This window comes from Alteromonas sp. ABH4_453 (genome assembly GCF_056160665.1).
The window spans coordinates 89372-113748 of sequence record NZ_JBSWXP010000001.1; the positions used below are offsets into that span (position 1 = coordinate 89372).

At 43.7% G+C, this 24377-nt stretch carries 18 protein-coding genes and 5 tRNA genes; 8 read left to right on the forward strand and 15 right to left on the reverse strand.

All coding sequences use genetic code 11. The features are described 5' to 3' along the window. Positions 1-216 precede the first annotated feature (216 nt). From ACXAGV_RS00420 to ACXAGV_RS00470, 11 genes are all read right to left on the reverse strand, one after another. Positions 217-2109, reverse strand: a complete 1893-nt coding sequence (locus tag ACXAGV_RS00420) for a SurA N-terminal domain-containing protein (RefSeq protein ID WP_474870902.1) — start codon at positions 2107-2109, stop codon at positions 217-219. A gap of 312 nt (positions 2110-2421) precedes the next feature. Continuing rightward, entirely contained in the window at positions 2422-2694 is a 273-nt protein-coding gene (gene hupB / locus ACXAGV_RS00425) for a nucleoid-associated protein HU-beta (protein ID WP_012518978.1), read from the reverse strand. A 320-nt stretch (positions 2695-3014) separates the two neighbouring features. Further along, the gene (lon, locus tag ACXAGV_RS00430; protein ID WP_474870904.1) at positions 3015-5366 is read right to left on the reverse strand and encodes an endopeptidase La; all 2352 of its coding nucleotides are present in this window, start codon (positions 5364-5366) and stop codon (positions 3015-3017) included. A gap of 335 nt (positions 5367-5701) precedes the next feature. Next, positions 5702-6976: an ATP-dependent protease ATP-binding subunit ClpX gene (gene clpX / locus ACXAGV_RS00435; protein WP_118493314.1), complete on the reverse strand. Its 1275-nt coding sequence runs from the start codon at positions 6974-6976 to the stop codon at positions 5702-5704. Between the two features lie 75 nt (positions 6977-7051). Beyond that, positions 7052-7681: an ATP-dependent Clp endopeptidase proteolytic subunit ClpP gene (gene clpP, locus ACXAGV_RS00440; protein WP_118493312.1), complete on the reverse strand. Its 630-nt coding sequence runs from the start codon at positions 7679-7681 to the stop codon at positions 7052-7054. A gap of 98 nt (positions 7682-7779) precedes the next feature. Continuing rightward, positions 7780-9084, reverse strand: coding sequence for a trigger factor (tig, locus tag ACXAGV_RS00445; RefSeq protein ID WP_474833205.1), 1305 nt, complete (start codon positions 9082-9084; stop codon positions 7780-7782). 360 nt (positions 9085-9444) lie between these two features. Continuing rightward, positions 9445-9521: transfer RNA gene (locus tag ACXAGV_RS00450), tRNA-Pro, on the reverse strand. 42 nt (positions 9522-9563) lie between these two features. Continuing rightward, positions 9564-9648: transfer RNA gene (locus ACXAGV_RS00455), tRNA-Leu, on the reverse strand. 7 nt (positions 9649-9655) lie between these two features. Further along, positions 9656-9731, reverse strand: a tRNA-His gene (locus ACXAGV_RS00460). Positions 9732-9818: 87 nt separating this feature from the next. After that, positions 9819-9895: transfer RNA gene (locus ACXAGV_RS00465), tRNA-Arg, on the reverse strand. A 24-nt stretch (positions 9896-9919) separates the two neighbouring features. Beyond that, positions 9920-9996: transfer RNA gene (locus ACXAGV_RS00470), tRNA-Pro, on the reverse strand. A 356-nt stretch (positions 9997-10352) separates the two neighbouring features. Between ACXAGV_RS00470 and folD the strand changes: the two genes are divergently transcribed. The 6 genes from folD (at position 10353) to ACXAGV_RS00500 (ending at position 16675) form a co-directional block, all read left to right on the forward strand. After that, positions 10353-11207: a bifunctional methylenetetrahydrofolate dehydrogenase/methenyltetrahydrofolate cyclohydrolase FolD gene (gene folD, locus ACXAGV_RS00475; protein WP_474870906.1), complete on the forward strand. Its 855-nt coding sequence runs from the start codon at positions 10353-10355 to the stop codon at positions 11205-11207. A 105-nt stretch (positions 11208-11312) separates the two neighbouring features. Then, on the forward strand, positions 11313-11891 hold the full coding sequence (locus ACXAGV_RS00480; protein ID WP_474870908.1) for a DUF1415 domain-containing protein: 579 nt from the start codon (positions 11313-11315) through the stop codon (positions 11889-11891). 231 nt (positions 11892-12122) lie between these two features. Beyond that, positions 12123-12842: a tRNA (N6-threonylcarbamoyladenosine(37)-N6)-methyltransferase TrmO gene (gene tsaA, locus ACXAGV_RS00485; RefSeq protein ID WP_474870910.1), complete on the forward strand. Its 720-nt coding sequence runs from the start codon at positions 12123-12125 to the stop codon at positions 12840-12842. A 181-nt stretch (positions 12843-13023) separates the two neighbouring features. Next, positions 13024-14742 carry a proline--tRNA ligase gene (locus tag ACXAGV_RS00490; protein ID WP_474870912.1) on the forward strand — a complete coding sequence of 573 codons (1719 nt, stop codon included), beginning with the start codon at positions 13024-13026 and terminating at the stop codon, positions 14740-14742. Positions 14743-14780: 38 nt separating this feature from the next. Next, on the forward strand, positions 14781-15629 hold the full coding sequence (locus ACXAGV_RS00495) for an MBL fold metallo-hydrolase (RefSeq protein WP_474870914.1): 849 nt from the start codon (positions 14781-14783) through the stop codon (positions 15627-15629). Between the two features lie 29 nt (positions 15630-15658). Next, a complete protein-coding gene (locus ACXAGV_RS00500) occupies positions 15659-16675 on the forward strand; it encodes a phospholipase A (RefSeq protein WP_474870916.1) in 1017 nt (338 codons plus the stop codon). An 82-nt stretch (positions 16676-16757) separates the two neighbouring features. On the opposite strand, the gene ACXAGV_RS00505 is transcribed toward ACXAGV_RS00500, so the two are convergent. The 4 genes from ACXAGV_RS00505 to ACXAGV_RS00520 all read right to left on the reverse strand — a co-directional run bounded on the left by ACXAGV_RS00505 (position 16758) and on the right by ACXAGV_RS00520 (position 21964). Further along, a complete protein-coding gene (locus ACXAGV_RS00505) occupies positions 16758-17660 on the reverse strand; it encodes a histone deacetylase family protein (RefSeq protein ID WP_474870918.1) in 903 nt (300 codons plus the stop codon). A 174-nt stretch (positions 17661-17834) separates the two neighbouring features. Then, on the reverse strand, positions 17835-19457 hold the full coding sequence (locus tag ACXAGV_RS00510; RefSeq protein WP_474870920.1) for a methyl-accepting chemotaxis protein: 1623 nt from the start codon (positions 19455-19457) through the stop codon (positions 17835-17837). A gap of 208 nt (positions 19458-19665) precedes the next feature. After that, positions 19666-20859, reverse strand: a complete 1194-nt coding sequence (locus ACXAGV_RS00515) for an MFS transporter (protein ID WP_474870922.1) — start codon at positions 20857-20859, stop codon at positions 19666-19668. Positions 20860-21073: 214 nt separating this feature from the next. Then, a complete protein-coding gene (locus ACXAGV_RS00520; RefSeq protein WP_474870924.1) occupies positions 21074-21964 on the reverse strand; it encodes an AraC family transcriptional regulator in 891 nt (296 codons plus the stop codon). 138 nt (positions 21965-22102) lie between these two features. Here ACXAGV_RS00520 and ACXAGV_RS00525 point away from each other — a divergent pair, with 138 nt between their 5' ends. Both ACXAGV_RS00525 and ACXAGV_RS00530 read left to right on the forward strand, forming a co-directional pair. Continuing rightward, positions 22103-23251 (forward strand): iron-containing alcohol dehydrogenase, encoded by a 1149-nt coding sequence (locus ACXAGV_RS00525; protein WP_474870926.1) that lies wholly within the window; start codon positions 22103-22105, stop codon positions 23249-23251. A gap of 75 nt (positions 23252-23326) precedes the next feature. Then, a complete protein-coding gene (locus ACXAGV_RS00530; protein WP_474870928.1) occupies positions 23327-24148 on the forward strand; it encodes an SDR family oxidoreductase in 822 nt (273 codons plus the stop codon). Positions 24149-24377: the final 229 nt, after the last annotated feature.

A 24377-nucleotide genomic window follows, 5' to 3' on the forward strand; every position in this document is an offset into this window, starting at 1 on the left:
TAGCTCTTTTTTGCCATAAAGTCTATTTCTTCGTACTAACCCTATAAAGCCTGAGTGATTAACAAGTAGGTTTACGGCAGCATTGATTACGCTGCAGCACCCATTAAATAACCATTTGCCAAAAAGTTAGGCGAACAAAAAAGCCAGCTCATTTTAAAAGCTGGCTTTTTACTATTTCTTATTGTTGCCACCCTACAATCGAGTGGCTCAACCTACTTACAATGACTCAGAAATAGTCACGTCAGCATTTGCGCGAAGCGCATCGATATACTGCTGATAAACACGTTGACCTTGTACTTGAGCAAGACGCTGTTTCAGGCTTTCACCTAGCTCGTTTTCAAGCTCAGGAGCAGCATTTACGCCTTCTAGCATAACAACTGCAACATCGCCATTAACTGTTGTTGCTACGTCAACCTTATCTTCACCTTCAAGACCCAGTGAGAAAAGTGTATCAACCAATGCACGTGCTAGCGTACCACCTGATCTTGGCACTGCTGCAGCCGTTTCCCAAGCTACTGATTTTTCCGCCAGTTCGCTTTCAACACTTTCTTCTGCGCGTACTTTTTGTGCAATATCAAAGGCCCAAGCTTCTGCTGCTTCTTTCGCTTTTTCCGCTTTTACTGATGCTTCAATTCCGTCGCGCACTTCATCTAGCGACTGAGTGCGCTGTGGTTGATGCTCAATAACACGTGCAACAACTACCGTTTCGTCATCAAGCTCAATGATATCGCTGTTAAGACCTTCTTCAACTAACTCAGATGAGAAAGCGACATCGAGCAAGCCTGGGAAACTCAGTTCAGTAGGTGCCGTGTTACGACTGAAAAGAACAGACTCTTGTATAGGTAGATCTACTGCATTAGCTGCATCTTCAAGTGTATCTGGTACTTCAAACGCAATTTCAGCTAGGGTATTTTGAAGCTCAAAGTACTTCTCCATCGCTGCATCGTAAAGAAGGGTATCGCGAATCTCGCTAGCCACTTCATCAAATGATTTTACCTGCGCTTCTTTAATGTCTGTTAACTTAATAATGTGAAAGCCAAACTCGGTCTCAACAACGTCAGATACATCACCGACGTTTTCTAAAGCAAACGCAGCTTCATCGAATGCCGGGTCCATCATTTCAGGTGTAATGAAGTCTAGGTCACCGCCGTTCTCAGCTGAGAATGTATCGTCAGAGTTTTCTTCAGCGAGCACTGCAAAGTCGGCACCGTTATCAAGCTCAGTTTTCAATGACTCTGCTTTTGCTTTCGCAGCGTCTTGGTCATCACCTGCTTCGATAAGGATGTGTGAAACTCGGCGTTCCTCTTCAGTTCCATAGCTTCCCAGATTATTGTCGTAATAAGTACGTACTGCTTCTTCATCTACAGAAACGCGACCTTTTAGGTCTTCAACGCTTAGTTTTACATAAGCCAGTTTTACCTGCTCTTCAGTATCGAACGAAGCAATATTGTTGTTGTAGAACGCTTCTACATCAGCATCTGTAACTTCGATAGAACTGGCAAATTCGTCAGAGCTTACTAATACGTATTTCGCATCACGAGTTTGACGTTGAAGGGCATTAGCCTGCTGCACTTCGCCATCTAGAGAAAATGAAGAATTCGTTAACGCTGCGGCCAACTGATTCTGAGTCATCTGCGTTCTTAGGTAATCGCGGAAGTCTGCAACTTGAAAACCATTTTGACGGAGAATAGCTTGAAAACGCTCGTTATCAAACTGACCACCAAACTGAAATTCAGGCATTTGCACTATCGTTTCACGAATTTGTTCATCGCTTACGCGCAAGCCCATATCGGTAGCCTGTTGCTGAATCAGCTTTTCAGCAATAAGTCTGTCCAGTACATTTTTTCTAAAATCTGCGAGGTATTGTTCGCTAGAGAAAAGCTGCGCGATGCTTTCGCCGTACTGTGACTCCATTTGTGCACGCTGGTTTTGGTATGCACGTTCTAGTTCTTGTGCCGAAATTTCTTCGCCGTTTACAGTTGCTACTGCGGTAGTGCCTGATGATGTTAGGTAGCTACCCACACCTGCGAATACGAAACTTAAAACGATAAGCGCAATAATGGCCATCGCCCAAGGGCCTTGAGAACCTTCTCTGATTCTTTCTAGCATGATTGTTCTTCAACTCCGTTGCTTACTACAATTACCCTAACCCATCACTTGCGGGCGAGCTCAAGGTAAAATAAGCGATGATTATAACCCAATGCCGCCGAATATAAACGCCAAAACAAACTATTTGTAATGTCTTTCGTCAAGTAAAGGCGTTGCAATAGCATGTATAAGAATCGACATGCCTAACGAGGGTATTTTTACTTTTTAAATATTGGGGTCAGAGTCGTTACTCTGACCCCATTATCGAATTCTTTGGTTTAGAAATAAAAAAGGCGATGGACTAGCCATCGCCTTTTTCTATAATTTTTGTACTTAGTTACAAGCGTCTTTCAGTGCTTTACCAGCTTTGAAAGATGGAACTTTCGCTGCTGAAATCTGAATAGTCTCACCAGTTTGTGGGTTACGGCCACTGCGAGCTGAACGTTCGCGAACTGAGAAAGTACCAAAGCCTACTAGTGCAACTTGGTCGCCGTCTTTAAGCGCCGCAGTTACTGAGTCAGTGAATGCGTCAAGAGCGCGGCCAGCAGCTGCTTTAGAAATGTCTGCACCAGCAGCAATTTGGTCGATAAGTTGAGACTTGTTCACAATTAGATCCCCTTCGATTGTTATTATACTGTTTATCCAAAACGATTTTGCTTGGACGTTATAGCAAGCTTGATCGTTAACATCAAGCTTCAGTCACAAATAATTAACTTTTTAAATGAATCGCTGCAATCCCTTTTGTGGCAAGGCTTCAAGCGAATACCACTTAAAGGTAACACAACTTTTGCGACTTGAAAGCCCTATTTTAAAAAAAATGGGCTTTTCTTTCGCTTAATGCACACTTTTTAATCAATTATTGCAAATTTATAGAAAAAATATGGCTGTATGCCTTTAAAATTAAGGGATACAGCCTTGCCAACCTGTTACTTTTTAACCACTTCAAAGCTTTCTACAGGCTCTTGAAGCGCAATATCAAGTACTTCATCAATCCATTTAACTGGGTGAATTGATAAATCTTTTTTCACGTTATCTGGTATTTCTTCTAAATCGCGTTCGTTATCTTTCGGAATAACGACAGTCTTGATACCGCCTCTATGTGCTGCTAATAGCTTTTCTTTAAGTCCACCAATAGCAAGCACCTCACCACGTAGGGTAATTTCACCGGTCATAGCTACATCGCACTTCACAGGGTTACCCGTAAGTGACGAGACAAGTGCAGTACACATTGCAATACCTGCGCTAGGGCCATCTTTCGGCGTAGCACCTTCAGGTACGTGCACATGAATATCACGTTTCTCGTAGAAGTCATCGTTTATGCGAAGCTTTTCAGCGCGACTTCTTACCACTGTCATCGCCGCCTTGATTGACTCCTGCATGACGTCGCCCAAAGAGCCTGTAGACGTCATTTTTCCTTTACCCGGAACCGATGTGGTTTCGATGGTCAGTAAGTCACCACCTACTTGTGTCCACGCTAAACCAGTAACCTGACCGATTTGGTTATCTTTGTCGGCTTTACCGTAGTCAAAGCGCTGAACACCAAGATAGTCTTTAAGATTATCTTGAGTAACAACCACCTTATCTTTGCTTTTCGTAAGTAAGATATCTTTAACCGCTTTACGGCATACCTTAGACACTTCGCGCTCTAAGCTTCTAACACCCGCTTCACGCGTGTAGTAACGAATCATGCCAATAACGGCAGAATCTGTAATCTCAAGCTCTTTCGCCTTAAGGCCATTGCGCTCCATTTGCTTACTAATCAAATGGTTCTTCGCAATGTTAAGCTTTTCGTCTTCGGTATAACCAGATAGGCGAATTACTTCCATACGGTCAAGTAACGGACCAGGGATATTCATGCTGTTAGAGGTTGCGACAAACATAACATCAGATAAATCGTAATCAACTTCTAAATAGTGATCACTAAAGCTGTTGTTTTGTTCTGGATCTAGCACTTCTAAAAGCGCTGAAGCAGGGTCGCCTCGCATATCTGATGACATCTTATCGATTTCATCAAGCAAGAATAGTGGGTTTTTAACCCCGACTTTCGCCATTTTTTGAACGAGTTTACCCGGCAGTGAGCCTATGTACGTACGACGGTGACCACGTATTTCGGCCTCGTCTCGCACGCCGCCCAAGGCCATACGGACATATTTACGTCCCGTCGCTTTAGCGACAGACTGGCCAAGCGAGGTTTTACCTACACCAGGAGGCCCCACAAGACATAGAATCGGGCCTTTAAGCTTCTTAACGCGCTGTTGAACCGCCAAATACTCAAGAATACGTTCTTTTACCTTTTCGAGGCCGTAATGGTCTTCGTTAAGCACACTTTCAGCCCGTGAAAGATCTTTCTTCACCGGCGAACGCTTATTCCACGGAACGTTAGTAAGCCAATCAATGTAGCTTCGAAGAACAGTGGCTTCTGCAGACATCGGTGACATCATTTTTAGCTTTTGAAGTTCAGCTTTCGCCTTATCTTCTGCCTCTTTCGGCATTTTCGCGTCGGCAATTTTTTTAGATAGCGCCTCGAATTCATCGGGCGCATCGTCTAACTCACCCAACTCTTTTTGAATGGCTTTCATTTGCTCATTCAAATAATATTCGCGCTGGCTTTTTTCCATTTGCTTTTTAACGCGGGTTCGAATTTTCTTTTCGACCTGCAGCAAATCAATTTCGCCTTCCATCAGAGCCATCAGGTACTCAAGACGCTCATTTATACCCTGCATCTCTAGCACTTTTTGCTTTTCAGTAAGCTTAAGTGGCATATGGGCAGCCATTGTGTCTGCCAAGCGGGCCGCATCTTCTATACCATTTAGTGATGTAAGTACTTCTGGTGGAATTTTCTTATTCAGTTTCACGTAGCCTTCAAACTGCGAAACTGCTGAGCGAATCAAGACTTCTTGTTCACTCTCATCAATACTTTCATCCTCTAACTTATCGACGTTAGCAACAAAGAAAGGCTCTGATTGCTTATAGCTTTCGATTTCGCCGCGTACACTACCTTCTACCAGCACTTTCACCGTACCGTCAGGTAATTTCAGAAGTTGAAGAATAGTAGCAATGGTACCTACAGTGTAAATGTCATCCGCTTCAGGTTCATCTACACCCGCATCCTTTTGTGCTACTAGGAAAATTTGTTTGTCATTATCCATCGCCGCTTCAAGGCAACGAATTGATTTCTCACGCCCAACAAATAGGGGTATGACCATATGCGGGTAAACAACCACGTCCCGCAAGGCAAGCACAGGAATTTCAATGCGATTTTCACGCTCAACTGTCATACTTGTTCTCAATTAGTTTGAAATGTCATTTTTATATGGGGATGCAAGAGCAAAGTTCAATCGAAACTTATTAAAGTGCGTTAATTCCTTAACCTTACCTTCCCTGCTCTAGGGCCTATTGACCTTAATATAACCATTATCGATTTTGCTTCGAATGGCAACAGTAAACTCAAAAATCTAGTAGAAAGGATAGCTTTACGGCTCTTGTTCGCTTAAATATCAACCACTTTCGATATTACCTCTTCATTTCCTGTCGGTTATCACAAGATTGCGTAATATCTACCTATACAAACAAAAAAAGGTCCCGCAGGACCTTTTTTGATTCAAGCTAACATCTATTCAGATGCGGCCTTTTTTTCATTACTGTCGTAAATCAAAATGGGCTTTGATTCACCGCGAATTACCGTTTCATCGATAACCACTTTGCTTACGTCTTCCATTGAAGGAAGGTCGTACATGGTATCAAGCAGAACCGCTTCAACAATTGAGCGAAGGCCTCGAGCACCGGTCTTGCGATCCATTGCCTTTTTAGCAATAGCGTTAAGTGCATCGTCACGGAACTCTAGTTCAACGTCTTCCATAGAGAACAATGCACCATACTGTTTGGTGATTGCATTCTTAGGTTCACGTAAAATTTGAATTAGCGCCTCTTCGTTCAACTCTTCAAGGCTGGTAACCACAGGAAGACGACCGATGAATTCTGGAATTAATCCGTATTTCACTAAGTCTTCAGGTTCAACCTGTTTGAACAGTTCGCTAATTTGCTTACTGTTGTCTTTAGACTTAACCGTAGCACCAAACCCAATACCTGTGTCTTTTTGAGCTCGCTGTTCAATTACTTTATCAAGGCCCGCAAACGCACCACCACAGATAAACAGTATTTTCGAAGTATCAACTTGCAAAAACTCTTGCTGAGGATGCTTACGCCCACCTTGCGGAGGAACAGACGCAACTGTACCTTCAATCAGCTTAAGAAGCGCTTGCTGAACACCTTCACCCGATACGTCACGAGTGATTGATGGATTGTCTGACTTACGAGAAATTTTGTCGATTTCGTCAATGTAAACGATACCGCGCTGCGCTTTCTCAACATCGTAATCACACTTTTGAAGAAGTTTTTGAATAATATTCTCAACATCTTCACCCACGTAGCCAGCTTCTGTAAGCGTGGTTGCGTCTGCCATGGTAAATGGGACGTCGAGTAGACGCGCAAGTGTCTCTGCTAACAGTGTTTTACCACTGCCCGTTGGGCCAATTAACAGAATGTTACTTTTGCCAAGCTCTACGCCTTCGTGAACATCGCCATTGCGCAAACGCTTGTAGTGGTTATAAACCGCTACTGATAACACCTTCTTTGCATGTTCTTGGCCGATAACATAATCGTCAAGATGAGCATGAATTTCCGTTGGTTTAGGTAAAGCGTCCTGCTTTTGCTTAGGCGCGATTTCCTTAATTTCTTCGCGAATGATATCGTTACATAACTCAACACACTCGTCGCAAATAAATACCGACGGGCCTGCTATTAACTTTCTTACTTCGTGTTGGCTTTTGCCACAAAACGAACAGTACAGTAGCTTGTTATCACCGTCACCGCTTTGCTTATCACTCATTACTTTTGCCTCTGCCTTACCCGAGCCGAAAACCAAATTCGTGCTATGCACTGGCTCGGGTCATCTATAACTATACTACTTAGTTCCGGCTACGTCAGATCGATTTGCTAAAACTTGGTCAACTAGGCCGTAATCTTTTGCCTCGGTTGCACTTAAAAAGTTATCACGGTCTGTGTCGCGCGCGACTTTTTCATAGTCTTGACCGGTATGGTCTGCCATTAGGCGATTCAACTTCTCTTTAATAGACAGAATTTCTTTCGCATGTATTTCAAAATCAGACGCCTGACCTTGGAAACCACCAAGAGGTTGGTGAATCATAACGCGCGAGTTAGGTAGACAATAGCGCTTACCTTTTGCTCCTGCAGAGAGTAGAAATGCGCCCATGCTTGCAGCTTGGCCCATACACACTGTGCTCACGTCTGGCTTAATGAATCTCATAGTGTCATAGATTGCCATACCAGCAGTCACAGAGCCGCCAGGAGAATTAATATACAAGAAAATATCTTTCTCTGGGTTCTCAGCTTCTAAGAACAACATTTGAGCAACGATGAGGTTGGCCATGTGATCTTCAACTTGTCCAACTAAGAAAATTACGTTTTCTTTTAGAAGACGAGAGTAAATGTCGTATGAGCGCTCACCTTTTGAGGTTTGCTCAACAACCATAGGAACAAGTGCATTCATTGGGTCAAACGGGGTATTAGTCATAGCTACCTTGATTATCTAGCGTTAAAAACAAAAATGCTCGGAAGGCTCCGAGCATTTAAGCAGTTGCTGACAAGTATTGTCAATCAGACAGTAAAAAATTACGCCTGTTTGTTCATAACCTCGTCAAAAGCTTTAGTTACTTCAGTAACTTTTGCTTGCTCAAGAACCCACTCAATCGCTTGTTCTTCTAGCGCAACGTTTTGCATTTGCTGCATAAGCTCTTGATTGTTGTTGTAGTAGTCAACAACTTCTTGTGGATCTTCATACGCAGAAGCTGCAGTTTCGATCATCTCGTTAACTTTAGCTTCGTCTGCTTTTAGTTCGTTTTCTTTGATTACTTCACCTAGAAGTAGACCAATAGATACGCGACGCTTAGCGTTGTCAGTAAACAGTTCCGCAGGAAGGTCTGGAAGGTTCTGACCACCGCCTTGTTGGCTGAAACGTTGCTTCGCTTGCTCGCGTAGCGCGTTTACTTCTTGATCGATAAGCGCTTGAGGAATATCAATCTCGTTAGCTTCAACAAGTTTAGAGATTACGTCTTCTTTAACTTGTGCTTTAAGCGTTTGGTCTAGCTCACGCTGCATGTTCTTACGAACTTCAGCTTTAAGTGCGTCAACGCCGCCTTCTTCAACACCGAAAAGTTTCGCAAACTCTTCGTCAACTTTTGGAAGGTCTAGACCTTCTACTTTCTTAACGGTAGTTTGGAAAACAGCGTCTTTACCTTTTAGGTTTTCAGCGTGGTAGTCTTCTGGGAAAGTTACTTCGATAGTTACTTCTTCACCCGCTTTCGCGCCAACTAGTGGCTTCTCGAAACCAGGGATCATACGGTCTTTGCCAAGCTCTAGTGCGAAATCTTCTGCTTTTCCGCCTTCGAACTCTTCACCGTCGATAGAGCCAACGAAGTCGATGATAACTTTGTCGTCTTTCTTCGCTTTACGCTTAACTTCTTTCCAAGATGCGTGCTGCTTCTGAAGGGTTTCCATCATGTTATCAAGATCTTTATCAGTAATTTCTACTACTGGCTTTTCGATTTCGATATCGCTAACACCTTTCACTTCTACTTCTGGGTAAACTTCGAAAGATGCTACAAATTCTAGATCCTGACCGTCTTCGTCTTTGGTCAGTTCAAACTTTGGCATACCAGCAGGCTGAATTTTTTCTTGAATGACTGCTTGGTAGAAGTTTTGCTGCATAACATCGCCAGCAACTTCTTGGCGAACTGCCTGGCCGAAACGCTTTTTGATTACGCTTACAGGAACTTTACCTGGACGGAAGCCGTTGATGCGCTGTGTTTTTGCCAACTGCTGTAGGCGTGACTTAACTGCTGAATCAACCGTGTCAGATGGAACGGTGATAGTAAGACGGCGTTCTAAACCCTGGGTCGTCTCGACTGAAACTTGCATTATGTTACCTCAACTATACGCCTCTTTAGGCGTTTTGTTCTCAATCCCCTCTCCCGTCATGCATTAATTGCATATCACTCCGGGGTAGAAGGTCGTTATTCGACGTTTATAAAATCAAAGTTAGGACACAAAATCGTGCCACAAAGCCAACCTGAAACAAACGTACTGGTTAAAAAAAGACGCGGTAGTATACAGCTGCACTCCACAAGAGTCGAGAGGGAAACACAAGTTTGTAACAACCAATTGAACGTATTTTAAACAAACTGCGAAACTAGTAAGAAAAATGTATTGAAAAACGACCTTGGTTAGCGGTTTAAGACGCTATTTGAGAGAGATAGAAGAACAAAAATTGAGAGATAATGGTCGGTGAGACAGGATTTGAACCTGCGACCCCTTGTACCCAAAACAAGTGCGCTACCAAGCTGCGCCACTCACCGACAGAGATATTTTTTTGATAAGCTTTTTTAAGCTTGAAAATATGGTGCGGAAGGAGAGACTTGAACTCTCACGCCGTGAAGCACTGGAACCTAAATCCAGCGTGTCTACCAATTCCACCACTTCCGCAAAAAAGTGGGGTGGACGATGGGACTTGAACCCACGACAACCGGAATCACAATCCGGGGCTCTACCAACTGAGCTACGCCCACCATAGGGTGTGTTGCAATCTACACAACTCATAATGACAGTGAAGATACAAAAATTCAGCCTTGCTATCAGGACCTACCTGACTCGCATGGCGCGCCCGGCAGGATTCGAACCTGCGACCCACGGCTTAGAAGGCCGTTGCTCTATCCAGCTGAGCTACGGGCGCTTGGCGAATCTTCGCTGCAAAAAGTGGTCGGTGAGACAGGATTTGAACCTGCGACCCCTTGTACCCAAAACAAGTGCGCTACCAAGCTGCGCCACTCACCGACTGTCGTACCGACCAAGATGCATTAGCCTCTGTGCCGTTACGGGGTGCGAATATTACTGACATCCCCCCACCTCGTCAAACACTTTTTTAAATAAAATCATCAACCGCTCACAAAGCATCCATTATCACGTTTTTTTGAACACCCCCCGCTGAATTCAGCTACTTTTAGCGAACGGTATGCCGCTATATAGAATAAGACAACGCGCTTTTTGATAATGGTGAAAGGTGACATAAAAATAAGCGAGAGGCGGTTTACATTATTGCTAAGTAATAACTACTAGAGTATTAGTCCTATTTTGTGAAACAATATAGGGCACTTGTTGACCACCCAACCATATAAGAATCGTACAAGACTATGACCGCCCATCTTATTGACGGCAAATTAATTGCTAAACAAGTTCGCCAACACGTAACCTCCTATGTAGAATCGCTTACCCAAGCAGGTAAAAGGCAACCCGGCCTAGCCGTTGTTCTTGTTGGCAGCGATGCAGCTTCTCAAGTTTATGTTTCTAATAAACGTAAAGCATGCGAAGAAGTGGGTTTCATTTCTCGCTCTTTTGACCTGCCTGCAGATACCACAGAAGAGACCCTACTAAGTTTGGTGGACGAACTAAACGAAGATAGAGAGATAGACGGTATTTTAGTACAGCTTCCTCTACCTGCTGGCTTAAATGCAGAAAAGGTACTTGAACGTATTCACCCTCATAAAGATGTAGATGGATTCCACCCTTACAACATTGGCCGCCTTGCACAGCGTATTCCTGCGCTACGCCCTTGTACGCCAAAAGGCATTATGACCATGATCGAGTCAACCAAGCGCCCTGTTAAAGGCTTGGACGCTGTTATTGTAGGTGCGTCGAATATTGTGGGTCGCCCTATGAGCCTGGAGTTGCTTTTGGCAGGCTGCACCGTAACAACTTGTCATAAGTTTACCCAAGACCTTAAAAGCCATGTTCAACGTGCTGATTTACTCGTTGTTGCAGTAGGTAAGCCTAATTTTATTCCTGGCGACTGGGTAAAGAAAGGCGCGATTGTTATTGATGTGGGCATTAATCGTCTAAACGACGGTTCATTGGTTGGTGATGTAGATTTCGAAAAAGCGAAAGAACGCGCTGGGTGGATAACGCCTGTGCCAGGTGGGGTTGGTCCAATGACGGTAGCAAGTTTGATTGAAAACACACTTGAAGCATACGTAAAGTATCACTCTTAGGACGCCAAAACCCAACCTAATGCTATAGGCAGAAATCGAGTTTCTGCCTTTTTACTTTATACTCACCTCACTTAAAACACTGACTCAAATTGATTAGCATCCTTTATGGCAGAACCAACTTTTACGCTATGCGATAAGCATGTCATCGATGCAACCCTAAAATGGGTTGACGATATTGTGATAAAACACAACTTTTGCCCCTTCGCGCGCTACGTAAGGACCCCAAACCAAATCCGGTGTGTAGTTATTGCAGGCGACGCGGGAGTTGTTGTTCAATCTCTTTTTGATGAGTTACGGCATTTAGAAGAGAATGAAACCACCGCCACTACGCTACTTGCACTTACGCATTCAAGCCTTGTTGATTTTAACGAATACCTCGATGTATTGGCTATTAGCGATCACATGTTGAATGACTGGGGATACAGCGGTACTTATCAACTTGCCAGCTTCCACCCAGATTATGTGTTTGACGGTAGCGACGTAGACGATGCTGAAAACTATACTAACCGTTCACCCTACCCGCTTTTTCATTTAATTCGTGAAGCTGATATCACACGTTACATGAAGAAAGAAGAAGATGCTGAAAAGATATTCAGCCATAACATAGAAAAAGCACAAATGCTGGGCTGCCCTTATTTTGAGAGCGCGTTAGATGGAATTAAAAAAGGTAAGCCCGCTCGATAAAACACGTGAAGTTTCCTTTTTTAGCCAAGTAAAAACTTGTGCCGTAACGAAAAAGGTCGTGATTTGAGCAGGCCCCAAAAATTGGAATACTCCAGGGAATTCAAATAAACACCTTGCTAACAAGTGCGGTGCTTAGTTGGCTCAAGCTTTCACTTGAAATGTCACTTTACCTGCAAATTGTGTGAGTAATATGACAACTTTATATATATTTGATTACGTTAAGGCTAAAACGTGAATACTCACCATTCATTTTCTCTCGAGGCTATAGCGAACGTCGCTACGCCTTTCAAGCAAAAGTTTGCTATTCCAAGACAGCCCAACTTGGCTAATGCCCAGGGTGTTATCACCTTCGAAGAAGGCTTTAACGATATCAATATGCTTAAAGGGATAGAAAACTACAGTCACCTTTGGCTGCTTTTTATCTTTCACCAGAACATTGAACGCGGTTGGAAAAATACGGTAAAAGCTCCTCGTTTGGGTGGCAATGCGACTATGGGCGTATTTGCTAGTCGAAGTACACACCGTCCAAATGGAATCGGTATGTCAGTCGTTAAAAACAAGGGTGTGGTTAGCAGCAACGGAAAAACACAGCTAGTAGTAGAAGGCGTAGATTTAGTCGACGGCACACCACTTATAGATATCAAACCCTATATCGCCTACGCAGACAGTATTACAAGCGCCAGCGATAACCTTGACGATATAAACCCCATTCCAAATCGTGACGTTTCATTTAGTGTTAATCTCAAGCCAATGCTTGCTGAAATAGAGAAAAAACACCGTGACTTCTCTGCCTTAGTGACTGCAGTCCTGTCACAAGACCCTCGCCCCGCCTATAAACAGCAGCTTGAAAATGACGAAAAAACCTACCGTGTAACGCTATACGATATTGATGTGGGTTTTGAAATAAAAGACGCTGTCGTTAGGGTGACCGAACTCGTTCATTTACGATAATTACGCTAATAGTGTAAACAGTCTGTGGCGAAATAGCTCACAGTTAATTAGAATACGCCCAAACGTGTGACGCCAATCTCGATTCAAGCATTCTTCTAAGTTTTGTTTTGCTAGTTGCCGCTTGAGAAAGAACATCGCACAAACAGTCAAAAATACACTTATAACAGGATACCTGCTTTACATGCGCACTAGTCAATATTTGCTTGCCACGCAGAAAGAAACACCTGCCGATGCAGAGGTTATCAGCCACCAGCTAATGCTAAGAGCTGGTATGATCAGAAAGCTTGCCTCGGGTCTATATACGTGGCTGCCTTCTGGTCTTCGTGTACTTAATAAAGTAGCCAATATTGTTCGTGAAGAAATGAACAAAGCAGGCGCGATTGAAGTGCTAATGCCCGTTGTGCAGCCAGCAGACCTGTGGGAAGAATCCGGTCGCTGGGAAGAATATGGCCCAGAGTTACTTCGTATCAAAGACCGCCACCAGCGTGATTTCGTATTAGGACCAACGCACGAAGAAGTAATCACAGCACTAGTTCGCAATGAAATTAGCAGCTACAAGCAGCTTCCACTGAACCTATACCAAATTCAGACCAAATTCCGTGACGAGGTGCGCCCTCGTTTTGGCATCATGCGCGGTCGTGAATTCACCATGAAAGATGCATACAGCTTCCACTTAGAAGACAGCTGCCTTGAAGAAACCTACCAAAAAATGTACGGCGCTTACTGCAACATATTCTCGCGTATGGACTTAGACTTCAGAGCAGTTATAGCCGACTCTGGCTCTATTGGTGGTAATCATTCTCATGAATTCCACGTGTTGGCAGCATCAGGTGAAGACGATATTGCTTTTTCAAGCGAAAGTGATTATGCGGCAAACGTTGAAATGGCTGAAGCTGTGGCGCCTAAAAAGGCAGTTGCTTCGGGCGCGGCCGTTGAAACCAAAGATGCCAAGGGCAAAGATTTCGAAAAAATTCTCAAGAGCATTGATACCGAAAATACCAATGCAGTGAAAGTTGTAGTAGTGAAAGCAGCAACCGCAACAAATGAGAAAGGCGAAGAAGTACAAGAAGACAATTGGGTAGCGCTGGTACTGCGTGCTGATCACGAACTTAACGATGTTAAGGCAGAGAAAATACAAGCAGTGGCTTCGCCGCTGGTTGAAGCGTCATTTGAAAAGGCTAAGGAAGTGCTTGGAGTAGTTCCCTACTTTGCAGATGCAACAAACCTTCCCATTCCAACTTACATTGATGCAAGTGCAGTAGCCCTTGCGGACTTTACTACAGGCGCTGGCGCAGGTGGTAAAATGAACATCAACGTAAACTGGTCTGAAGGTATCACTGGCGTTGATATTCGTAACGTCGTAGCTGGCGATGCGTCTCCTGACGGAAAAGGCACCCTTGATATTAAGCGCGGTATCGAAGTGGGTCATATATTCCAGCTTGGCAGCAAGTATTCAGAAGCCATGAACTGCGGTGTACTTAGCGAATCAGGTAAACATCAAACCTTAACAATGGGTTGTTATGGCATCGGGGTGTCTCGAATTGTTGCGGCAGCTATCGAGCAAAATCACGATAAGTTTGGCATAAAGTGGCCAGATCCTATTGCACCGTTTAAAATTGCATTAATACCTATGAATATGCATAAGTCTCACCGTATTAAGGAAGCAGCAGAGGCGCTTTACGAAGAACTTATTTCCCTTGGCGTAGAAGTGTTATTTGACGATAGAAAAGAACGCCCAGGTGTGATGTTCAATGATATGGAATTAATTGGCATACCTCACAGCATTGTTATTGGTGAAAGAAACTTGGATAATCAACAGGTTGAATATAAGAATAGACGTACTGGCGAGAAACAGTTATTAGACCTTAGCGCAGCAAAAGATTTTGTAGCCGCACTCTAACACCTGAACTTGCCCATTAGATAAGAAAAAGAGGGCGTATGCGGTTAACATTTTATGGCGTAAGGGGGTCAATACCCACTCCGGGGGCAGCTTACGTTCGTTATGGTGGCAACACAGCATGCGTTCACATTGAGCTTGAGGATGGTACTGATATCATCCTCGACTCAGGCACAGGTATTCGCTTACTTGGCGACAGCTTGATTAAGAAAAATTCGCCAATCTTCCTCTTATTGAGCCACAATCATTGGGATCACATTCAAGGCTTCCCTTTTTTTGCACCCATTTACCAAGAATCACGGGAGATAAACATTTACCCGGGTCTAACCCAACTTAACGAGCCCGATCAAATTTTAAAACAAATGGAAGGTTCTTTATTTCCTGTCCCCAAAAGCGCGTTAAAATCGGCTATTAACCTTGTTGAACTTCCGGCAGCACAAAATAGCTTTACCATTGGAAGCGCAATTATTACCCGATTGGCCATGAATCATCCTGGCAGCGGAAGCGCTTACTGTATTAGGGCCGACGGTGCCAAAATTGCTTATATCACCGATAACGAGCTATACCCTCCATATAAAAAAGAAACAGATTTTCTAGATTTTGCTAAGTTTGCTGATAATGCAGACTTGCTTATTCACGACGCACAGTACATGTTATCTGACATGCCGAAAAAAAACGGTTGGGGTCATTCGGTTGCAGAGGAAGCGGTAAAATTGGCGATGGCCAGTCATGCAAAACAATTAGCGTTATATAGTCATGATCCAGAACGCACTGATGACGATATAGATGATGTCGTGAAACACTGTAATGACTATGTCACAGTGGCAGAGTCTACTTTACACGTATTTGCATCTTCAGAAGGCCAAACGCTGGACTTCAGTAAAGCATAATAACAACCCCTTGCTACGGAGAATTAAAGGTGTCTGTGTTTAAGCCTTTTATATTTTTGGCAGCGTTTGCTGCTTGTACACCTGTGTTCGCACAACAATCACAAGAAGTGATGAGCGAACAAACGTCGGAACTCGATAACAGTGAACAAAGAAACACTGTTGAAAACGAGGACGGTCAAACATCACAGAATGAAAGCGGTATTGAAGTTATTGATATCATTAAACGTGATACAACTACAGAGAGCGCGCTAGACAACCGCTTAGAAGGTGATAAAGAAGCGCTCGACAATGTTTTTGCCATTACCCAGCACAGACAAAACTATTTACTTCCTATTACTTACGTTTCTAACCCTAATACATTCGGTAATGAAGAATTAACGGAAGAAAACATAGATAATAAAGAAGCTAAGTTTCAGGTAAGTGCCAAGCTACCACTATACCTAGAAGATACTGGCTTCGACGGCTTATACTTCGGCTTTACGGTAACTTCTTTCTGGCAGCTTTATAATAGTGAAGCGTCGAAGCCCTTTCGTGAAACCAATTACGAGCCAGAAGTTTTCTGGCAAGAAACTGCTGACTATTCGGTACTTGGTTACAAATTTAATACTTTCCAAGTCGGCTTCAATCATATGTCGAACGGCCAAAGCGGTTTGCGCTCTCGAAGCTGGAACCGCCTTTTCGCATCTATAGTATTCAGTGACAACGACGATATTTACTACTTTAAAACCTGGTACCGTATTCCTGAAGATGAAAAAGCAGACCCGCTTGACCCGACAGGAGACGATAACCCAGACATTCAGGATTACTACGGCCGAATGGAATTTGGTTACGGCAGAAAAATTGGTGCTTTCAAGGTACTGGCGTTACTGAGAAACAATCTGGATTTTGACGAAAACAGAGGCAGTATTCAGCTAGATTTCACCTACCCTATATCTGATCGTTATGAATTACTGCTTCAGTACTTTAATGGCTATGGCGACTCGCTTATTGACTACAACCGCTCACAGGAGCGTATTGGTATCGGTTTTCAGCTGCACTTTTTATAAAACAAATATTCATGCTTAATAACAAAACGCGCGCTGCAAATATCCCATTTGAGCGCGCTTTTTAAAACGCCACTCGCCGCAGCTAGTCAATCACACCGGCCGCGCGATAAAGCTGAATATGCACGTCCACTAGCGCAGCAATATCCCTTTGATATCCTCCACCAATGACCGCAGCAATTGGAACACCTAAACGGTCAGCTAAAGCAAATACTGTCTTGTCCCTTTCATAAACACCTTGTGTAGATATATGCAAGAGGCCTAAATCGTCGTTTACATGTACATCAACGCCTGCATCATAGATGATGGCATCGGGTTGAAACTGTCTCATCACCATGGTTAGCGCTTGCTCTAGCGTGGTTAAATATTCGTCGTCTTCGGTGCCCTTATCGAGCCCTATATCAATATCCGAACGCTGCTTTCTGTGTGGAAAGTTTTTTTCACCATGGATTGATAAAGTGAAGATATCCCGATCGTTTTCGGCCAGTTTAGCGGTACCGTCACCCTGATGTACGTCTAAATCGACAACAAGCACATTTTCAACGGACGAGTTTTGCTGCATGGTTTTCGCTGCCAAATACAAGTCATTGAACAAACAAAACCCTGAGCCAAAGTCAGCGAAGGCGTGGTGATAGCCGCCTGTCAAATTCAAGGCTTTCCCATGCTCTAGCGCGAGTTTGGCTGTTAAACAGGTACCAGCAACAGCTGTGCGGGTACGCTCAATCAACTGTTGCGACCACGGAAATCCTATGCGGCGCATCGCTTTCTTATCTAATGTCCCATTACTTAGCGTCTCTACATAGCCCGGATCGTAATAGGCTGAGAGAAAAGATAAATTGACTGGTGTTGGAGTGACAAAACGCGATGCTTCTACACCGCGACTAAGCAATTCATCACGAATACCTACGTATTTTTCAATGGGAAACCGGTGTCGCTCAGGCAGATCTAATTGGCTATAAATAGGGTGAAATACGAGTGGTGTAGTCATTATTGTAAGTACTAGTTTATGGGCGCATGAAATCGGTAACAGAAAAAATAAAAGGAGCGCGATTTATTTATGCACTCCTTTGTTTGTTTTCACGTTATACCAGCCCGAATAGATAATTGCTCGCTGAGTGGGCTGTTATCTTTGCGGACTGGAACTAATACTGACAAAGCACAGTTAGCGGGTCAAACTGTTCACCACCTTTTCAACGTTTTCTGACATACTTTTCATAGAACGTGACATATCGTCACGCTGCGCAAGTTGATGGTACTTTTCAGATGATGTCACCACGTTGCTAATTATTGTTTCCACTTGGTGGAGCACAGCCTCTTGTTCATCTGCCGCCTCGTTAAGCGCCACTACTACACTCGCCGTTTCTTGAATATCCCTAACCACGTTATTGAGGGTCTCTAGCGCTGTCGCTGCTTCTGCTGCGTTTGTGTCTGACAGCTGCTTGCCTGACGACATCGCCGCAACGGCCCCTTTTGCTTCAGCTTCAAAACTACTTAAAATGTCGTTAATTTCCTTGGTCGACTGCTGTGTTTTAGCTGCAAGTGCTCGAACCTCGTCGGCTACCACAGCAAAACCACGGCCATGTTCGCCTGCCCTAGCCGCCTCAATTGCTGCGTTTAGAGCCAGCAGGTTAGTCTGATCGGCAATTTCATTAATAACATTTACCACTTTTAGAATATTGGTACTGCGGCTTTGCAGTTCTGACACGATATTACTTGATTCCGTTACCGTTTTAGCTAGCTGCTTAAAGCCTGCATTAGCGCTTTCGAACGTGGCATAGCAACTCGCCACGTTCTTTTCAGAGTTATTCGTAGCAACAGCAACTTGGTCAGTAATGGCCACTAAATTTTGTACAATCTCTTTCAGTTTATCTGTGCTGCTATCAAGTGAGCGCGATGCATCGCGCTGACCATTTGCTCCCTCCATAATAGACTGGCTGACGTTACCAAGGGTGCCGAAAGCCTTTTCCATTTCTCGCTCTGCCTGTTGAAGCTGTGCAACCGAATCTTTTAACTTATATTGCAAAGCTCGTGCGGAATCAGCCAACATACCCAGTTCGTGCTCACTTGTGTAAGTTAATTCATAGTCATAGCGGCTATTAGCTAAGTTCGATATACACGCAGCAACAGCCTTCGTTGGCTTGATAACTTGAGAGCGCAAGCGAGCAATAACATACACAACTGAAAGTACTGACAATGCAATAGCTGCCAAAAGAATTATCCAAAGCATAGTGCGCGTATTGGCTTTAAGCTCAGCTATTGCGTTAGCAGAATCTGCTGCAATTTCTGATGCAATGCTTGATAAAAGCTTAGCGGGCTCCCTATCAATACCGCGCACAAAGCTATCGCCAACTTTAGGGTCAAAACCTGAGTTAACAAATGCGTTGTAGCCTTCTCGGTATTTTTCGGCCATGACAGCGTGCGCTTTTTGAAACTGCCTGATATCGGACTTCACGCTATCACTCACCACATCGCTTGATAGCATCATGTCGAACTGCCGAGTAATATCAGCTTCACGCTGTTTAAATCGCTCCCAGTACTTTTCTCTATCTTCTTTTTTATGGCCACGCAGCAATACATTTTTCCATTCTTGGACTTGGGTTTTGAATGCACCAAGCGTGGAATTAACGTCACGCTCCGACTGAACTAGTGTGTTTTCTAACTCATCGAACGAATTAAGTAACGAGAAAGACTTTAGAATTGAGGCACCGTTTAATAGTACAAGAATAAAAAAGCTGGCGAGAACAGGCGTCATCACCAAACGGCTGATGCTTGTGTAATTGAGCACGGCTTAACCTTTAGTATAAATTTAAAGAAGGACGCCACCATTAGATGATATTTTTATGACACCACGGTTACATTCAGAGTATTAAATTACATACCAACATATAGCACCTCATACCGCACGCACTACATACAACTATATCGTTGTTTTAACGCCAATATTTGTATAAAAGAGTAGAGGGGCAAATCATGCCCCGTTTCTTAAGGTAAGCTTAGCTACTGGCCTGGTTAAGTCCTTCGTAGCCTCGCTTTTTATTCATGATTAACGTACTCAACGAACATAAAACCACGCCGCCACCAAACAGCAATGCAGCTACATTCCCTACTTCGTTAATATTGGCACCAGAGGCAATGTAGACACCACCTGCCCAAGGACCAATCGCATTAGCCGTATTAAATGAGCACTGCACAATAGCGCCAATCATAGAATGGCCAGTTGGTGATAGACTCATCATTAAAGATTGTATGATTGATGCGAGTCCCACGGTACAACCAATAAAGAAAACTACACCATATAACAAAAGCAGGTTGTCATGTACCACTACAAATATTATCGAAAATACGGCAGCCACACTTAATGTAAGAGCCACCGTGGCGAGAGGATAGCGATCACCTATTTTGCTCAACACGACATTGCCCACAGTACTGCCAATACCAAACATTGCCATTGCGATTGAAACGGTATATTCAGGAAATTGACCTTGTGCCAATATCGTATCTGCAACATATGTATAAATACAAAATATGCCTGCAAACCCAACAATAACAACTAATGATACCGACAACACAGCACTATTTTTAAGTACACCAAATTCATCTTTAATGTTTGATTGCTGCGTTTCCGTGATATCTGGTAGCTTTCGAAGCAACAGCAGCGAAGTTAGAGAAAATAATGCTATAAGCACTAAGCAGGCTCGCCACCCGATGTTCTGACCAATTAAGGTTGCCGCTGGCACACCCACTATCATGGCCACGGTAAGTCCAAGGAAGACCTTAGCTATTGCCGACGACGTCTGGCCTGACCTAGACATTTTTGCCGCGACAATAGCTGCAGTACCGAAGAAGCAGCCATGGGGCAACCCGCTAAGAAAACGTGTAATCACCAGCTGATCTAACGACTGAGCAAATGCTCCTAAGCCATTGAAGATAACCATCATAAATGCGAACAGTATTAACGATGCTCGCTTGTTCATCTTAGATGTTAAGAGCATAAACACAGGGGCTCCGATCACTACACCAAGTGCATATGCACTGATTGCGTAACTACTCTCACTCGGCGTCACCGAAAAAGACTCGGAAATTAAGGGCAGCATAGGCATCATTGCAAACTCCCCTAGACCCAGCGTAAATGCGCCTAGAGTGAGCGCAAGAATTCCTATCTGCTCAACTTTAATTGGATGCTTCATTTTTGCGATTACCCTTTAATATTCTACTGAATAAAACAAATATACAGACCCACTACCTTTGACTCTGTTGAGGTGATTAGTGGTAGCTGAGCTACAGAAGGTTGTATATTAGTCTTTTAAAGAGCCGCTATTAACACCCATAAAGCCAATTAACATGACTAAAGCTACAATTTTGCATTTTAACGGTGAAGGATTTAACGGAAAGAAATTAAGGCTACGCGCTAAATGATGCCTCTTTAGGGCTTTGATTAAAGTGGCGCTTGAACTCTCGACTAAACTGCGCGGCACTTGAGTAGCCAACAAGGTCTGCTGCTTCATTGACTCTCTTTTGCTCAAAACAAATTAATTCGCGCGCTTTGTTCAAGCGTACTTTTTTAATGTACTGCACTGGTGATTCAAGCGTAACCTCTTTAAAGGCACTGTGAAAAGCAGAAATGCTCATACTAGCGGTAGACGCCAACTCCCCAACGTTTAACGCTCCTGAATAGTGGGTGTGAATATGTTGCAGAATAGCGGCGATGCGCGCATATTTACCCTCCTGGTCTGCAAGCGTAAATAATGTATCCCCGCTATTGCTCAGCAGTGCGAAAAACACTGCTTCTTCAAGTAAATTTTGCCCCAAAGCTGTTGCCTGAAGATCGTCGCAAAGTGCTTCCATCAAGCGAATACAGGCTTTCTCAAAGTGTTTATCAATAGGTTCCCTACGAATACTTGACTCATTGCCTCTGCTCATCATGTGTATTTGTGCAGAGTGACTTTTTATTGCAGTAACTTGCTTCTGCAAAATAGGCAGCGGTATTTCTATACCTAAGCCAAGCAAGGGCTCATCTTCATTAGGAAACGCTTCGCACTCCACGGGCATAGGTACCCCCATGACTAAGCAGTCACCCGCTCCGTAAGGAATGCGATTTCCTCCGGCATAGAGTGCTTTTTGCCCTTGGCCTAACACAATAAGCCCCGACTTATACATTGTGGGTTGTCGCGCATGCCCCTTAGCGCTTCTATAAAAGCGCACATTCTCAATTTTAGTAGGGTAATCACCTTCTAAATCGTGAAGGCCTTCTACTTCCACATATCTTTGCATAAGAGATTTCAACGACATCATTTTCCTCTAGAGGCTTCATGTTTGTAGGATTAGTCATGCTAATTGGATTTATTGACCTTTTAAGGTCACTTCATGAGGACTATTATGCACACATTGTAAATAATTTGAACGTTAATTTAGAAAACAACGAGGTCAAACATGAACTTTTCGTACCTAAACCCAACCAAAATTTTCTTTGGCCAAGGCCAAATTGCCAGTATTACTGATGCAATCGCGCTTTCGAAGAAGGTACTCGTTGTATACGGTGGCGGCTCTGTGAAGAAGAACGGCGTATACCAACAGGTAGAAAATGCGCTTAGCGAACATACTTGGGTAGCGTTCTCTGGTGTTGAGGCTAACCCTACAAAAGAAACCATGGATAAAGCTGTTGCTATTATAAAAGAGCAAAATATAGACTTTATTCTTGCTGTCGGTGGAGGGTCGGTTATTGATGGTGCAAAGTACGCAGCCGCCGCAGCCCACTATGACGGGGATGGTTGGGACATTCTGACTGGCGATTATAAGCCAGAAATTGCTACCCCCATCGGCGTGATCCTGACTATCCCTGCAACTGGTTCAGAGTCAAACGGTAACTCAGTGATCACAAAACAGGAAACACAACAGAAGCTAGCATTTGCCTCAGAATCTGTTCAGCCTCAGTTTGCGGTAATGGACCCAGATGTGATGAAAACACTGCCTGAAAAGCAGCTAATCAACGGCATTGTTGACGCATGGGTTCACGTTTGTGAACAGTATATTACTAAGCCTGAAGGCGCTTTAGTACAAGACGGCTATTCTGAAGCACTTTTACGCGCGCTTAAAACTCTCGGGGAAAGCTACGCCGAACGGGACAATGATTTATGGCGCGCTAACCTTATGTGGACTGCAAACCAAGCTCTAAACGGATTACTTTCGTTAGGGGTTATGCAGGATTGGGCAACGCATATGATAGGCCATGAGCTGACGGCACTTTGGCATGTTGACCATGCTCGTTCACTGGCCATTATTCAACCTTCATTGCTTCGCAATCAAATTGAGTACAAGCGTGAAAAGCTAGAGCAAATGGGCAAGAACGTATTTGACCTTGTTGCTGGTTCTGACTTAGCTGAACGCACCATCGATGCAATTGAAAGTTTCTATCATGATCTAGGTGTGGCAACTCAACTAACCGAACACAGCGGTGACAAAAATGCAGCAGTTGAAGCCGTTCTTACTAAGCTTGAGAGTCACGGCCTTACCGCTCTCACCGAAAACCAGAGCGTTACGCTATCTGAGGCTCGTCAGATACTCAATAGCGTAATTGCATAACACTGTTTGCTAAGGCACAACTCTGTTTGTGTCTTTCTTTTGTTCAAGATTATTTTTGCAAGATGGAGAGTACGAATGTCTAAACGTATACTTATAACCGGTGCTGGGTCTGGTTTTGGTAAAGGAGCAGCACTTCAGTTGGCTTCTAATGGTCACAACGTTATTGCAGCAGTCCATTATCCCCCCCAAAAAACGCAGCTGCTTATCGAGGCCGAACAACGCGGCATAGCGCTGGATGTAATTGTCCTTGACATTACAAATGAAGCGCAGCGTCGAGCAGCGTTCAAGCACGAAATCGATGTATTGATCAATAACGCTGGGGTCATTGAAGGCGGTCCTGCCGCTGAAATACCTCTAGATAACGTAAGACACAACTACGAAGTAAACGTTTTTGGCACCCTTGCCATGATTCAAGGTTTTGTACCTCAAATGGCCAAGCGAGGAAAAGGCAAGATTGTCACTGTAACGTCAACCGTTGGACTTATGACTGTCCCCACGGTTTCTGTATATGCATCGACTAAGCACGCGCTAGAAAGTTTGCTTGAAGGGTTGAAAGTAGAACTGCAAGGTTCTGGAATTGAAATTTGTTCGGTATTGCCCGGCGCTTACCAAACCGGATTTAACGATCGTGCAGAAGACACAATGGCCACCTGGTTCAACCCCGAAACAACAACGTTACCTGTTTCAGTAATGGAAGATGTGGCGAGATTAATGGCTAATCAACTCGACCCACAGCAACAAATAGATGATCTTGTGCGCGTTGCCGAAGAAGAGAACTCTAAATTCCGTAACGTATGCCCTCCCGAAATGGAACCCTTTATTAAAATGCTTCAAGAACGCTCTTGGACTGTAAAAGGTGATGAGCAGCTTTGGGTAAACCCTTTAGATGCCGGCTAGTGAGCCTTTTGTATTTTTATTAATTGGAGTATTACCCATAAAGAATGCCAGCCACCCTTTTGACTGGCATTCTTATCGTACATTTCGCAAGCGCTGTTGCAACATATAATACCAAAAGGCTTTTATCAGAAAGCTATGAGCAATAGTGCCTTATTCAAAACAGAATTGTTAAGATGGTTTTATAACATCGCAGTGAAAAAACAAAACGCATTTTATTTCACTAGTTTTT

Bases quoted from the DNA above. Each gene is read 5' to 3' on its own strand.
- clpX (WP_118493314.1), bottom strand. From the start codon at position 6,976: ATGAGTGATAAGCAAAGCGGTGACGGTGATAACAAGCTACTGTACTGT.
- tig (WP_474833205.1), bottom strand. From the start codon at position 9,084: ATGCAAGTTTCAGTCGAGACGACCCAGGGTTTAGAACGCCGTCTTACT.
- ACXAGV_RS00520 (WP_474870924.1), bottom strand. From the start codon at position 21,964: ATGATGTCGTTGAAATCTCTTATGCAAAGATATGTGGAAGTAGAAGGC.
- ACXAGV_RS00515 (WP_474870922.1), bottom strand. From the start codon at position 20,859: ATGAAGCATCCAATTAAAGTTGAGCAGATAGGAATTCTTGCGCTCACT.
- ACXAGV_RS00525 (WP_474870926.1), top strand. From the start codon at position 22,103: ATGAACTTTTCGTACCTAAACCCAACCAAAATTTTCTTTGGCCAAGGC.
- ACXAGV_RS00480 (WP_474870908.1), top strand. From the start codon at position 11,313: ATGGCAGAACCAACTTTTACGCTATGCGATAAGCATGTCATCGATGCA.
- ACXAGV_RS00530 (WP_474870928.1), top strand. From the start codon at position 23,327: ATGTCTAAACGTATACTTATAACCGGTGCTGGGTCTGGTTTTGGTAAA.
- ACXAGV_RS00505 (WP_474870918.1), bottom strand. From the start codon at position 17,660: ATGACTACACCACTCGTATTTCACCCTATTTATAGCCAATTAGATCTG.
- lon (WP_474870904.1), bottom strand. From the start codon at position 5,366: ATGACAGTTGAGCGTGAAAATCGCATTGAAATTCCTGTGCTTGCCTTG.
- ACXAGV_RS00420 (WP_474870902.1), bottom strand. From the start codon at position 2,109: ATGCTAGAAAGAATCAGAGAAGGTTCTCAAGGCCCTTGGGCGATGGCC.
- folD (WP_474870906.1), top strand. From the start codon at position 10,353: ATGACCGCCCATCTTATTGACGGCAAATTAATTGCTAAACAAGTTCGC.
- ACXAGV_RS00490 (WP_474870912.1), top strand. From the start codon at position 13,024: ATGCGCACTAGTCAATATTTGCTTGCCACGCAGAAAGAAACACCTGCC.
- clpP (WP_118493312.1), bottom strand. From the start codon at position 7,681: ATGACTAATACCCCGTTTGACCCAATGAATGCACTTGTTCCTATGGTT.
- ACXAGV_RS00495 (WP_474870914.1), top strand. From the start codon at position 14,781: ATGCGGTTAACATTTTATGGCGTAAGGGGGTCAATACCCACTCCGGGG.